The sequence below is a fragment of the Pseudanabaena biceps PCC 7429 genome, assembly GCF_000332215.1.
GTDB lineage: Bacteria > Cyanobacteriota > Cyanobacteriia > Pseudanabaenales > Pseudanabaenaceae > Pseudanabaena > Pseudanabaena biceps.
In genome coordinates this window covers 1-15,432 of record NZ_ALWB01000129.1, presented here as the reverse complement: position 1 = coordinate 15,432, position 15,432 = coordinate 1, and the positions used below count along the sequence as shown (strand labels likewise).

At 44.6% G+C, this 15,432-nt stretch carries 6 protein-coding genes and 1 tRNA gene; 1 reads left to right on the top strand and 6 read right to left on the bottom strand.

The window, feature by feature from the left end:
• The 5 genes from PSE7429_RS23770 to PSE7429_RS14485 all read right to left on the bottom strand — a co-directional run.
• The coding region (locus tag PSE7429_RS23770; RefSeq protein ID WP_009627987.1) for a response regulator at positions 1–3,264 on the bottom strand (3,264 nt) is incomplete at its 3' end.
• Entirely contained in the window at positions 3,261–3,689 is a 429-nt protein-coding gene (locus PSE7429_RS14500; protein WP_009627986.1) for a response regulator, read from the bottom strand. The genes PSE7429_RS14500 and PSE7429_RS23770, both read right to left, overlap by 4 nt.
• A gap of 2 nt (positions 3,690–3,691) precedes the next feature.
• A complete protein-coding gene (locus PSE7429_RS23765) occupies positions 3,692–7,156 on the bottom strand; it encodes a PAS domain-containing protein (RefSeq protein WP_009627985.1) in 3,465 nt (1,154 codons plus the stop codon).
• 288 nt (positions 7,157–7,444) lie between these two features.
• The gene (locus tag PSE7429_RS14490) at positions 7,445–12,319 is read right to left on the bottom strand and encodes a PAS domain S-box protein (RefSeq protein WP_009627984.1); all 4,875 of its coding nucleotides are present in this window, start codon (positions 12,317–12,319) and stop codon (positions 7,445–7,447) included.
• Positions 12,320–12,795: 476 nt separating this feature from the next.
• Positions 12,796–12,869, bottom strand: a tRNA-Asp gene (locus PSE7429_RS14485).
• Positions 12,870–13,410: 541 nt separating this feature from the next.
• On the opposite strand from PSE7429_RS14485, the gene PSE7429_RS14480 reads away from it, so the two are divergent.
• Entirely contained in the window at positions 13,411–14,061 is a 651-nt protein-coding gene (locus PSE7429_RS14480) for a hypothetical protein (RefSeq protein ID WP_009627983.1), read from the top strand.
• A 100-nt stretch (positions 14,062–14,161) separates the two neighbouring features.
• Here PSE7429_RS14480 and ccsB read toward each other — a convergent pair whose 3' ends face one another.
• Positions 14,162–15,238, bottom strand: a complete 1,077-nt coding sequence (gene ccsB / locus PSE7429_RS14475) for a c-type cytochrome biogenesis protein CcsB (RefSeq protein ID WP_009627982.1) — start codon at positions 15,236–15,238, stop codon at positions 14,162–14,164.
• Positions 15,239–15,432 lie beyond the last annotated feature (194 nt).

Sequence of the window (15,432 nt, the reverse complement as noted above, 5' to 3'; positions counted from 1 at the left end):
TTTCACAGGCTTGGCAAGATAATCATTTACCCCTGCGGCGAGACAACGATCGCGATCGGGTTGCATGGCTAGAGCAGTCAGGGCAATAATCGGCACTTGAGCTAGGGAAGGAATTTGGCGAATCTGTTTGGTGGCTTCTAATCCATCGATTAAAGGCATCTGAATATCCATCAGAATCAGATCAGGCTTAGTCGATTGCGCCATAGCGATCGCCTCTTGCCCGTTAGCAGCTAGCGCAATGCGATAACCTTTTGCCATGAGGTAACTGGAAATTGTCATCACATTGGCTTCGTTATCCTCCGCGATCAAAATGAGCGGGGATTTTAATTCAACGATATCTACATTGAGCCCTGCATTGACAAATATTTGAGCATTCTCTGCGGGATTAAGCGGCATCGCTAAAGGGGAAACGCAAGGTAGCTCGATGGAAAAACAACTGCCCGCACCTAATTCGCTAGTCAAACCAATCTTACCGCCATGGAGCTCTACAATCTTCTTGACGAGGGCAAGTCCCAACCCCGTACCCGTATATTGGCGGTTCAAGGCACTGTCAATTTGGACAAAGGGTTTAAATAGTTTGGGAATATTTTCCTTGGCAATGCCAATCCCCGTATCCGTTACTAAAATCTGAATATATTCCCGATCGTCACCACTGACTCGTTCTCTCGGCTTAGCAATTTGAACGACCTCTAAGGTAATCTGCCCCCCATTGGGAGTAAATTTGACTGCATTATTGAGGATATTAATCAATACTTGACGAATTCGCCGTTCGTCAACTAGGAGATCGGGCAGGTTTTGCTGGTACTTAGTAAAGATCTGGAGCTGTTTTTGCATTGCCTCCTGCTTCACAAAGGATAGGCTGGACTGAAAGAGGTGACTAATTGAGGTTGGGGCGCATTCCAGTTCAATTTGACCAGATTCTATTTTAGAAACATCAAGAATGTCATTGATCAGCTCTAATAAATGCGTTCCGCTAGCTTCTATAGTTTGTAATGCTTTTAACTGCCGATCGCTAATCTCACCGAATACTTCTTCCTGTAATCCCTCGGTCATACCTAAAATGGCATTCAGGGGAGTACGTAGTTCGTGACTCATATTGGCAAGAAATTCATCCTTGAGACGGGTAGCACGAGCCAGTTTTTCATTAGTTTTTTGTAGTTGCGCCTCAGCCTTCTTGCGATCGCTAATATCCCGAATAAAAAAGACTACTTCCTCATTGCCGCAGGGAGCGACGCGAACTTCTTCGTAGCGAAGTTCGCCATTAAGATAAATTTGCTGTTCGTAACTAAATACCGACTGAGTTGTGAGAGCTCTTTGAATTGCTTCATACTTAACATCTGCATGGTCTTTGAGAATATCTATGGGCAATTGGTCGTAAATGCTTTTGCCAATCACCTGCACAGGATCAACAAGGTTTTCCCCTTGAGGTGAAGCCATAAAATCGACATACCTACCTTCACGATCGACGCGAAACACAATGTCAGGCAGCGCCGAAAGCGTAGCACGCGTGCGTTCTTCACTACGTTGTAAGGCTTCTTGCATGGCATAGCGATCGCTGATATCCATAATGATGCCAAACAATCTCGTCACCTGACCGACCGCATTCCAGATCGCTTCCGCCCTCATAAAAACATAGCCCGTAGAGCCATCAGCACGAATAATTTGCGCATCAATGGCAAAGGGCTCGCGGTACTTAATGGCGCGTTCATTCAGCAGTTGCAAACGTTCCTGTTCGTGGGAGGCAAAGTATTGACAAAACTGCCCGTAGGTTGGTTCGGCATAATTAGAATCGAGGACAAAGATTTTGAAAAGTTCCTCTGACCAGCTCAGTTTTTGGGTTGATAGATCTATTTCCCAACTACCGAGGTGGGCGATCTGCTGTGCTTCCCGCAACCGAGCTTCACTCTTCTGTAAAGCTTCCGTACGCCTTTCTACTCGTTTTTCCAGTTCCCGATTTAAATGCTCTAGGGCTTGGATCGAGCGCTCACGCTCGATCGCAATTTTGACGATATTCGCAGCGATCGCAATTACTTCTAGCTCTCGGGGGTGGGGGCTATGAATGGAATGGTGATATAAGCCAAAGGTGGCAACCACCGAACCATCACTAGCGATGACGGGAAATGACCAACAGGATTGTAAATTATAGGACAGGGCTAGGTGCTTATAGTTTTGCCATAGCGGATCGGTAGCAATATCCGCGACAATGATCTGCTCTTTGCGAAAAGCCGCCGTACCGCAGGAGCCAACACCTTCAGCGATCGCCAGCCCTTCGAGAGCCTGATTATAAGCATCTGGCAAACTAGGAGCCGCTCCATGGCGCAGTTTACCTTGGCGATCGCACAATAAAACAGAACATAAACCTCCTTCGATCTGCTCTTCTGTCACCCTTACTAAGGCATCGAGAATATCGCGGAGAGGCTCGCCCTTGGCAATACGTTCCAAGATTGAGTTTTGCATCTCTATGCGCAATTCAGCCAGTTTGCGATCGTTGATATCTAGGTGCGTTCCTGCCATGCGCAAGGGTTTCCCCCGATCATCCCAATCCACCACCTTGCCTTTGCACAATATCCACACCCAAGAACCAGCTTTGTGCTGCATCCGTAATTCACACTCGTAGCTTTGGATTTTTTGGCTAAAGTGCTGCTCGATCAGGAAATAGGCTTTCTTAAAATCATCGGGATGGAGATACCTTTGCCAAGTCTCAAAACTAATTGGCTCTATTTCCGTGAGCGTATAACCAATTATTTCTGCCCATCTTGAGTTAATGTTTATCACCCCTGTGGCAATATCCCAATCCCACAATCCAATCCCTGAACCTTCAATAGCAAGTTGTAAGCGTTCTTTGGCCCGATCTAATTCTAGTTTCGCGCATTGACGTTCCCAACGGATCTGGGCTTCCCGAACTTCCCGCCGCACGGCTTCAGCAAGGCGAGCCAACCCATCTTTCATCAAGTAATCATGCGCCCCTGCCTTCATGAGCTCTACAGCCGAAGTCTCACCAATCTTCCCCGAAACCACAATGAAAGGGAGATTTGGATTATTCTGTTTCACTATTGCTAATGCATCGGATGCATCAAACTTGGGCAAATGATAGTCCGAAATAATTGCATCCCAAGATTGCCGAGCCAGAGCCTCACATAGTGCTTCCGCCGTTTCCACCCTTTCCAAGATCACATTAAATCCACCACGACGCAACTCTCGCAGTAGGAGAAGGGAATCATCTTCTGAATCTTCAATATTTAAAATCTTTAGGTGATCGGTCATGGTTTACGCACCTCTGGGTGTATTTCATTAATTACTGCCCAATACAGCCCTAGTTGACGTACAGCCTCAATAAATTTCTCAATTTCTACAGGCTTGCGCACATAGCTATTTGCCCCCAAATTATAGCTATTAATGATGTCGCTTTCTTCACTAGAGGAGGTAAGTACCACAACGGGTAATAAATGCGTGCGTTCATTAGCCCGAATCTGCCGTAAAACTTCCAGTCCATCAATTTTGGGTAGCTTTAAGTCTAGTAAAACTACGCTGGGTAGCGGGTTAGAACTTAGCACCATTGCCAAGGCTTCTTCGCCATTACGAGCTACCAGTATTTCATTAGCAATGCTGCCACGCCGTAAGGCTCTAATCGTCAATCTTTCATCATCGGGATTATCTTCAACTAATATAATGGGACGAAGAGAAGGCATGATTAAAGCTCCTGTACTAATGATAAATCGGCTAAGGTGAAGTAGAAAGTTGCCCCTTTTTCTACTGCGCCTTCAGCCCAAACCTGTCCACCATGACGATGGATTGCCCGTTGAACTGTAGCTAAGCCAATCCCCGTACCTGCAAATTCATTCGTATTATGTAAACGTTGAAAGACTCCAAATAGCAGATTGGCATAGTTCATATCAAAGCCTGCTCCATCATCACGCACAAAGTAAACTAATTGATCGTCTTGAATATTAGCTATATTAGCTCGATCGCCATGAGATGCGATTACGCCAAACTCAATCCTAGCGATAGGATGATGGCTAGTAAATTTCCATGCGTTTTGGATTAAGTTACTAATAGCGATCCGCATGAGGGCGAGATCGGCAAGAACTACCACTCCATCCGCGATCGCAATTTCAACCTGTCTGTCTGGCTCAAGGGCTTTCAGTTCGTCAAGTTGTTCCTGTACTAGCTGGCTCAGATTCACTTGACCATATTGCATCTCAGAGCGAGATACACGGGATAACCGCAACAGATCTTCGATTAACGTTCCCATCCTCGAAACATTACGGCGAATCCGATCAAAATAGTCCTTAGCATCATCATCAAATTTATCTCCATAGTCTTCTATCAGGGCTTTGCTAAATCCATCGATCGCCCGCAATGGCGATCGCAAATCATGGGAAACGGAATAGGCAAAAGCCTCCAACTCATGGTTAGAAGCCGCCAATTGAGCCGTAGTTTGCCTGAGCTTGGCTTCCGACTGCTTGCGATCGGTAATATCGAGGGCTGTCCCAATCAGTAAGAGTAAATGCCCCACTTCATCAACTATTGGCTCTCCTCTGGATTGGAGGTAACCCAGAGAACCATCAAAGCGATAAAAGCGAATTTCGAGATTGTAGGGCTGGATCTCGCTAATAGCCGACTGCACTAATTGCTGATGAAATTCGCGATCATCAGGATGTATTAATTGCTGAAGCTCTTCAAAGCTAGGCGTACCGAGTTGGGGATCGCGTCCAAAAATTTGAAACATTTCATCCGACCAAAGAATCCGTCCTTTATGGGGGTCGAATTCCCAACTCCCCAATTTACCGATTCGCTGGGCAGTTTTGAGATGGGTATCGCTCTTGCGCAGTTTTTCTTCCGTTTGCTTGCTTATGGTCATGTCGCGGTGCGTGCCAATCATGCGTAAGGGGTTACCCTCTGCATCTCGTCTTACCACCTTTCCGTAATTGGCAATCCAACAATATTTCCCTGATTTCGTTCTTACTCGATAGTCAAATTTATAGGGAACCGTAGCATCCGCAAAATGAGCATTGAGACATTCCATTACCCAAGGTTTATCATCGGGATGAATCAACTGTTCCCATACACTCACATCAGCGGCTAGTTCGTTACTCTCAAAGCCGATCATTTCCGCCCATTGAGGACTAAGATAGAGATCGCCTGTCGGGATATTCCAATCCCATAATCCATCACCAGCGGCTTCTAGGGCGAGATTTAACCGTTCTTCACTAAGCCTCAATGCTTCCTCCGATTTTTTGCGATCGCTAATATCGATATGACAGCCGATCATCCGAAGCGGGCGATCGCCATCCCATTCAATAACCTTCCCCAAACAAATGACCCATACCGTAGAACCATCTTTATGACGATAGCGAACTTCATTCCGATAGGGCAATGCCCCATGACTCTCAACATGCCGATCAAAGGATTCTAATACCTTGACTAGGTCTTCGGCAAAGATCAAATTTTGCCAAGTTTCGGGAGAATTGGGCAATTCAGCATCTTCATAGCCGAACATTTTCTTGAACCCTTCGCTCAGATATTCTTCATTGGTTTGGATATCCCAATCCCAATAACCTGCCAGAATAATATCGAAAAGGCTTTCCAGCAGTTTCAGCTCTTTACGCACTTGCTCGGCAAGTAGCTTCTCCGCCTCAGCTTTTTTGCGATCGCTAATGTCCGTATGAGTGCCAATCATTCTGACAGGATTGTCCCATTCATCTCTGGCAACGATTTTACCAAGAGAAAGAATCCATTTCCATTCTCCCGTTTTCGTACGTTGGCGAAATTCCACCTCATAGTCTGGCAAAACTCCCGCTATATAGTTTGTATAGATCTCTAGCGTCCGATCGCGATCGTCTGGATGCATTCTTTCCATCCATTTAGCATTGGTTTCTTGAAAAGTATCGGGATCATAGCCTAGCATCATGGCATATTCAGCATTGACAATCACCGAGCCACTCAGTAAATCAAGATCGTAAAGCCCTTGATTTGCTGCACATAGGGCTAATCGCAATCGATTTTCACTTACCTGTAAATTGTACTCAGACTGAATCCGCTCTTGGATATTCGCGATCGCTTGTCCCATCACCTGTAATAAACGGATCGATTCTCCGTCCCAATGGGTCACATGACTAAAGGAGGCAAAACCGATCAATCCCTTCACCACCGATTTTTGAATCAGCGGAACCGATAGGTTCGAGACAAGATGAAACTTTTGCCAATGGGAGCGATCGATCGCGGCCTCGACAGGTACATCGGCAACATTAGGAATATTCACAATTTGGCGTTGTAGGAGTTGGGTATGAGACCAAGGGAATAGGGTGAGGGGAATATTCTTGACCAAGGTCATCTGCTGTGAATATTCTGGTTTTGACCATGCATGAGTGACGCTTACAGTTCCCTCTGGGAGAGAAGAAATAGCATCATCGCTGGGTTCAGCGATGTCATATTTGATCAGATAGCTAGTGTCAGAGTTGGTCGCCTTACAGACTAGCTGCAAAGCACTAACGATTTCCACGTCAAGGTTATGAGGGCTAACATCAATAAACCGACTACTAATTTCCGCAATTAATTGATTAAAATCTCGCTGTATTTTGAGAGCTTGTTCTGCGGATTTGAGCTTTTGAATTGCGGCTTGCTGTCTGCTAATAGCAATTTTGCTAATGCCAATCACTTCCTTCTGAGCGGTCTGATGAATCAATAGTTGAGAGAGGGACAATTGCCAAAGGCTCTCTTGAGTGAGCAGTCCCAAAGGGCGATCGCTATCGTCTAAAATCGGCAAATTGCGAATGCGATGTTTCTGCAACAAATGCATCACGGCGAGAAAGTCCGTAAACTCAGATTCCTGAATTGCGATCACAGGTGAAGTCATGACTGCCTGCATAGTCAATTGCTCTAGCGATCGCTGATGAACGCTTAACCTGAAAACATCGCGTTCTGTAAAAATGCCGATAACCTTTTCCTTATCCACAACCAGTACGCATCGCGATCTTGCTTCTTGGTGGATGTAATCTTCATCAATACCATCATTACCATCCGTATGATCGGAATCAAAAGAGAGCATTTGGGCGATCGCTTCGATGACTGGCGTTTCAGGGCTTACCGTTAAAATATTACGGACAATCGCCGATCTCAATTCGTTAAGCGTAAAATCATCTGCGTGGTTAGACATAATGTTATGTAATCCAAAAACAACACGCAAAAAACCAAGAACTAAGTCCGACTTTATTCTTGGTAATGTCAGCCAAGCAAAAAAAACAGGAGATATTTAATATTATCTTTATATTATATCGATTCCCATTGACATGACATGAAATTTACAAATAGGAATATTAAATACTCTCGATAAAATTCAATACATTAAGTAGCTAAGCATAAGTAAACTTAAGACCTAGAAGAACGTTACGCTCTCTGGTTTAACTGTTTAGTAAGAATGGGCGGCGCAAAGCGCCGCCCATTCTTACCTATTTAGTACTATCAATTTTTGAATAGTTTCAGTGAGTTCTTTTAATTTAAAGGGTTTACTTAAGTAGGCATTAGCCCCTGCGGCAAGACAGCGATCGCGATCGCCCGTCATGGCAAGAGCTGTCAAAGCAATAATTGGCATATTAGCGAATTGTGGATCGTCGCGCAGTCGCTTAATTGTCTCAAATCCATCCATAACAGGCATTTGGACATCCATTAAAATAATATCGGGTTGGTGAGCCTTGGTCATCGCGATCGTCTCTACCCCATTCTTAGCAATGAGAAGGCGATATCCTTTCTGCTCTAGATAATCATCAATCATGCTGATATTAGTTTCATTATCTTCAGCAATCAAAATTAAGGGCTGTCTATACTTATGCATCCCATCATGTAGGCGATCATGCTGCGGGGCTAGCTCATCCCCTTCGGTACTTACCTTCGCATTGACATTTACATTGACATTTACATTGACATTTAATGATTGGGGTGACATGACGAAGGGGATCTCAATCGCAAAGGAACTGCCGACACCTAGTTCGCTAGTCAGCCCCACAGTACCGCCATGAAGTTCCACAATCTGTTTGACTAGAGCTAACCCCAAACCCGTGCCCGTATACTTCCGATTTAAGGCACTGTCGATTTGGATAAATGGCTGAAAAAGTTTTGGTATATTCTCAGGGGCAATGCCAATTCCCGTATCAATCACCACAAAGCGCAAGTACTCTTGAAGGTCTGGCTCGCCTTTAGCCTCTTTCCTCGTAACTTCTAGTCTAACCTGCCCATATTCGGGGGTAAACTTTACCGCATTATTGAGAAGATTAATTAGTACTTGACGGATTCGCCGTTCGTCCAACAGGACATCAGGTAGATAGGATGGAACTTGGATATCGATCTGAATATGCTTTTGTAGAGCCTGTTGTTTGATAAAGGCAAGACTGGATTGGCAAAGCTGCTGAATCGAGGTTGAGGTATAGCTCAACTCGATCTGACCTGCTTCAATCTTGGCAACATCAAGAATATCGTTAATCAATTCCAGTAGATGGTAACTACTACGTTCGACAGTTTTTAAAGCTGTGATTTGGCGATCATTAACGACACCAAATATTTCCTCTTGCATAGCTTCAGTCATGCCTAAAATGGCATTGAGAGGAGTCCGTAGTTCATGACTCATCGTTGCCAAAAATTCATCCTTGAGACGAGTAGCACGCATTAGCTCGGCATTAGTTCTTTCCAATTGCTGTTCATATTCCTTTCGTACTCGCATATCTCGCATGATGAACGAGAAAAATTCTATTTCTTCTTGCTCTGATTTGTGGGAGAGAATCAATTGAGAAACTGGAATTTCCTCTCCTTCAGCATTCAGTAATGCTGTCTCGCCAATCCAACTGCCCGTCGCGATCGCATGGGGGAGCCCCTCCCGTATTACTAGGGATGCAGCCCATTCAGGGTGACAATCAGAAATTTGAAATTGTAAAGTGTCTTCATGGGGATTGATGCCACATAGGCGCTTTAATTGAGCATTTTTCCAAAAGATCTTTCCATTCGCGTCGGACATGCTGATGTAGTCGGTCGAAGCCTCTAAGATGGCAGTTAAGCGATTTTGTTTTTGCTGGAGATATTTGCGATCGCTAATATCTTCAGCCGTACCAATAGTTTGTTTGACTCTGCCATTGGTATCGCGGCTAAAAACTGAGTCGCGCACATAGAACCAATGCCATTCACCATTTACATGTTTTAATCGATATTCAGTTTCGATAATTTCGCCATCCTGAGCAGCAAAAATCCTATTATGATGTTCGGGGACAAGTTTAAGATCGTCGGGATGCATCAAATTGAGAACGAAGTTTACTCCCATGGCTAGAACTTCTTCAGGAGAATAACCTAGGGTTTGATAAACTTCTCGATTCGTATAGATAATCTTTTGTTCTTCCATATCGTAGAGATAGAGAACGTTGGGGGAAGCATCGGCAATCTTTTGAATAAAGCTTTGACTCTCTTGCAGGGCTTGTTCGGCTTTTTTGCGATCGCTAATATCTTCCGCCGTACCAATGGTTTGTTTAACCCTCCCATTCCCATCTCGACTAAAGACAGAATCGCGACTATGGATCCAATGCCATTCACCATTAGCATGTCTCATCCGATATTCCGACTCGATCGTTTCGCCATCCTGAGCCGCATTAACCCTTTCATAATATTGGGGTAAGATCGACTGAACATCATCGGGATGCATCACATTGAGGACAAAGTTTGACCCCATCGCTTGAATTTCTTCGGGAGAATAACCCAGCGTAGTATAAATTTCCCGATTCGTATAAATATTCCGCTGTTCTTGAATATCATAGAGATAGAGAATATTGGGAGAAGCATCGGCAATTTTTTGAATAAAGCTTTGACTCTCTTGCAGGGCTTGCTCAGATTTTTTGCGATCGCTGATATCCCGCGAGATACATACCCGAATCGATTCCCCTTGCCATGTCATTATGCGCACAGAAACCTCGACGGGAAATATAGAACCATCTTTGCGACGATGCAATGTTTCAAAGGTATTTTCATCAAAGGATTCGTCTTTAAATATCTCTCGCAATTCTTCCGCAGTCCATTTTGCCTCCCAATCTGCCACATTAAGGGCTGTAATTTCACTAGACTCATAGCCGAGCATTTGGGCAAAGCGCTCGTTAGACTCTAGGAGATTCCCATCTCTATCAAGAATATGGATCCCATCTAAAGAGGTGTTAAAGATAGCGAAACGCCGCTGAATTTCTTGTTGGAGAGCCATCTCTATTTGCTTGCGATCGCTAATATCCCGTGAGATACAGATAAACACATGTTCTCCCTGCCATTCCATCACTCGCCGCGAAATCTCGACGGGAAAGACGGAACCATCTTTGCGACGGTGCAGCGTTTCAAACGTATCTTCATTCAAGAGTGTATTTTCGCTCTCAAATAATTCTTGTACTTCTTCAGGAGTCCATTGCGCCTCCCAATCCGCCACATTAAAGTTAGTAATTTCCCAAGGCTCGTAGCCCAGCATTTGGGCAAAGCGATCATTTGAATCCATGAGATTACCTGCTCTATCAAGAATGAGCATCCCATCGGAGGAGGCGTTAAAGATAGTTGCTCGCCGCAGGATCTCTTGTTGGAGAGACATTTCCATTTGCTTGCGATCGCTAATATCGCGTGCGATACAAATATACATATATTCCCCTTGCCATTGCATCACTCGCGCCGAAATCTCTACAGGAAAAATGACACCATCTTTACGACGGTGCAGCGTTTCCAGCGTGGCTTTATCTAAAATGGGCTTTTCAAATAATTCTCGTACTTCTTCAGGAGTTAATTTTGCCTCCCAATCCACCACATTAAAGTTAGTAATTTCCCAAGGCTCATAGCCCAGCATTTGGGCAAAGCGATCATTAGACTCCAGCAGATTTCCTGCTCTATCAAGAATGAAGATCCCATCGGAGGAGGTATTAAAAATGGCAGTTCGCCGCAGGATCTCTTGCTGGAGAGCCATTTCCATTTGCTTGCGATCGCTAATATCCCGAAAAATTCCTTGAGCGAGGATCTCACCATCTAGCTCAATGCGACTGCCCGTAATCTCTACGGGAATCTGGCTCCCATCCTTTCGGATTACTAGACTCTCTAGCTTAGGAGCATTGTCATTTTGAGTTACGTTTTTAAAATGATTCTTTGCAGCCTCTAAGGCATCAGGAGGATGAATCTGAGACATATGCATATGCATCAGTTCCTCCCGACTATAGCCTAGGAGTTCTACGGCTTTTTGGTTGGTTTCGATCAGGTTGCCCTTGGCATCTGCCAAAAATATCGCATCGCTCGCAAAACTAATTAAGGCACTATAACGATCATTTTTTCGTGCCTCCGCCTCAAACTTACGGCGATCGCTAATATCGCGAATGAGCCATCGCAAACCGATCGCTTGCGTATATTCGTCACGAATCGTGCCAACAATCACTTCCGCCAGAAATGGATTTCCCTGACGAGGGCAGAAGGAAATCTCCCAAACTTGTCTGCGATCGCTATGCAATTGCGCCTCAATGCGATCGTAAAACAATGAATAGTCAGCGCGATCAATAAAAACAACTAGGGGCTTACCGACGATAAACTCCCGCTCTACCCCCAAAAGCTGGAGAATTGCTTGGTTAGCAGACAGAACGCTCCCCGCCGCATTAGTCACCAGATAACCATCGGGAGCAAAATCAAACAAATCTTGATATTTTTGTTGCTCGATCGTGAGTTGCATATTTTGATATTTCAGCTCCTCGTCAGAAATCCTTAGGTTCTCTAAGGTTTGCCGCAACTCTTCATTAAGATTGAGAAGAAACTCTTGATTAAAATCGTGATCGGATTCATTTGGAGGGACTTGCGACTGCTGAGCCCCCACCTCTTGCCCTGCGGGAATGTCCACTGGCTCTGCTGGGTTAGCGATCGCAACATCTGGAAGCAACTCCCTTAGCAATAACGCCATCAGGCTATCTTGAGACAAAAGCCCTACTAAGCGATCGCCTGCTAAAACGGGTAAATGCCGAATTTGATGTTGCTGCAACAAGCTCACAATGTCATTGATGTCATAGCAATCCGATTCTTGCAGCGAAATAACGGGATAGCTCATTACCATCTGCATCGGTTGTTCGAGGTCATAGCCCTGATTACTAACCCGAACCACATCCCGTTCGGTGAAAATACCGATCAGTCTTTCCGTATCTGGTTCGGTAATCAATAGACAACTTGCTCCCACCCTATCCATCATCGCGATCGCCTTCATAACCGAAGTTTCTGGCGCAATTCTCACTGACTCGCAGGAGATCGCCGCCATTACTTGCTGATGAATTTGAATACTTTTAGCCACCATTATATTCACCTAAGCATAAGGGGATCGCAAGCCTGTTATTTAATGAAGATCTAAATCTTTCAGATGAATAATGGCTTTTTTACTACTAGAAATCACAAGACAATCTTGCTTTTATCAGCTTTCGCTTGTAGACTCACACTGGGTTTCAGGCTCTAAATCAGGCTCTAAAAATGATATTACATTATCTTTTAAGAGTTTGCAGGCAAGAGCGATCGCCAAACAATTTCAGTCAGCGAACTTACTGGTTAAATTCACTTTGCCCCCCATACATAGCTGCAATTTATATTACCCAAGCAAGTCTACCCCCAATCACCATAATCCGTTCCCAATTAAGAATTGATAAAACGAAAGCCAAAAAGAGGAGTGGCGTTGCTAAGCAACGCCACTCCTCTTTTGGACTCTAAATATTACCCATTACTAGAGAGTTTATAGTAAGGCTCATAATAGAACTTATAGTCTTACGTAAACTCTTAGAACGGGTTCGACGGGGCTCGAACCCGCAACTTCCGCCGTGACAGGGCGGTGCTCTAACCAATTGAACTACGAACCCAAATTAATGCAAGTAAATCTAAATTTTATTCTTGCAATTTGCTCTTAACAATTCACCATTTTGGTAAACCAAGAATCGCTTCTACTCGCTGGTTTGCAGCTCGTTTTTTTCATTTCTTTATTTAAGCGCTCCTTATTATGTAGATTTACAAGGGGTTTGTCAATACCTTTGGCAAAAGTTTTTTATTTTTTCTTGTATTCAATCCTCAAACCCTCTTCCAATGGGAAAAAGAAGCCCATCATCTTGGGTTGATAGCGATCTGCTCGCCACTTGCCCCCAAGAACTTGCCCCCAAGAACTTGCCCCCTAAGAACTTGCCCCCTAAGAACTTGCCCCCTAAGAAGAAGAGGACGGCACGCAGTGCCGTCCTCTTCTTCTTGGGGTTTGTGTCCTGCCATTTAATTTAATAGAGAACACACAACTTAAAACATCGTAAAAAGCCTGAAAAAGTCATTGCAATTGTGCCACTACGTGATATCCTGTCAGCCATTAATTGCCAGCTAAATTTTTCCTTTAGGATCGAATTGCTGTAGAGGAGTCCCATGAATTGCTTTAAGATCGCAAACATCAAAAGTGTAAAAAGTGTAACCATTGCGATCGCCACCACACTTTTGGCGCAAGCAGCTGGTATTGCTCTGCCCACATGGCAATCGCTTGTGCCTTCAGCGATCGCCTTACCAGGACAAAGACCTGATGAAGTTTTGGATTGGATTAAAACTAATCCCGTACTGCGCCCCGAAAGTGGCGAACGCTTGCTGATCCGCAAAAGCGATACCCCTGCGCGTCGATTTCAATTTCAGGCAAGTGTATTAATCCCAGGACTAGCAGAAGTGCGTGGGGAACCTAATGTTATCCGCAGCGAGCAAATCAAGTTTTTTGACATTATCAATGGCGTAACGAAATCGCGCTTAGAGGAATCTTTACGTTCTATTTATGGACCAGAGATTATGCGGGATTATGCCACGGCTAAGGTGGTCTATGCCTATCCCACTGCCGAGATGCTCGCGCGATCGCAGGCTAAAAATGCTTCACCAATTCTTAGGGCTTTGCAAGGGGAATTACGTCAAGGCAAAAAATACGCCTATTGGGTAGAGTTGCTGCAAAATGGCAAGGGTAGCGCCAACTCTGGACAAATCACAGTATTTGAACTAGAAAGCCTTCCCAAACTCAACCTAGAGTTAAGCAATCGCTAGCCTAAGCATCAAAAAAGCCTCGCTTAGCGAGGCTTTTTTGATGCAAAACAAGAAAAGGATGGCGGCGCGAAGCGCCGCCATCCTTTTCTTGTTTTTTTATTTACAGAAACCAACCATAACTATGTAAACCTTTACCGAGAAGATTTACACCTAGATAACAAGTCCAAACTACCAACAACCCTAAGCTTGCCAAAATCGCAGGTTTACGCCCCTGCCACCCCTTAGTAATGCGCGTATGTAAGTAAGCGGCAAATACGAGCCATGTAATCAAAGACCATGTTTCTTTGGGATCCCAGCTCCAATAAGAACCCCATGCCTCATTTGCCCAAACACCACCCGCAATAATCCCAATTGTCAGCAGGGGAAAACCTAGCCCGATCGCTCGATAACTGAGATTATCTAAGGTTTCACCGATGGTGAGGCGACGCAAGGACAAGGGCTGGGTTTGAGTGGCGCTCGGAGCAGCAGTTAATAAGGTACTGTTCAAACTACCATTCAAATCACTTTGCGCCGATGATAAACTACCTGAATTCAAAACACTAGCCATGCTATCAACGGCAAAAGCAGCAAATGTTTCAGAACTAGAATCGGTTTTATTGGTATCAATCACACTGCGGAGATTTGTACCAAAGGAACTTCCCTGTAACACCACATCCTGACCGCGAGTAACGATCAAAAAGGCGATCGCCAAAATACTGCCCGTCATCAGCGCGGCATAGCTTAACAACATTACGCTGACATGCATCATCAGCCAATTAGACTTCAAGGCGGGCACAAGGGGTTCGGACACCTGCATTCCCGAAGGCAGGGCTAGAGCAGCAAAGGCAGTAATTCCCATCGCCAGAGGTGAAGTGAATGCCCCAATGAGACGCTTTGCCATATCGTTAGCAGTTTTATTGCCAATGCGACTAACGACGATATGCATGGTGGTTATGCCCCATGACAAGAAAAACAACGATTCGTAAAGATTGCTCAGTGGGAAATAGCCTGCATCAATCCAACGCGCTGCCAGTAGGGTAGCAATACAGAGATTGGCGATCGCCATACCTGCATTTCCCAGCGATCTCAGATAGGGTAAGTTCGGAAATGCGACATGTACCCAAAAAACGAGCATGGTCGCAAAGAGGATAGCAAAGGATGAGTTATCCAGTAAGTTCTGAAGCGCGACGAGTTGCATTCAGGCGATTCTCCAGCAATTTTAAGAAGATTTTATGAATTGATTGTTAAAAGTGCATTTTTTATGCTTTTTAATTGTAAGCGATGACGAGAAGCCTTACCATTTAACCTTTCACTCTACTCCCTTTCCAGTGAAGAATTATACCAATTCCCAAAAGTGTGGCTACACTTTTGGGAATTGAAAACCAAACCCAG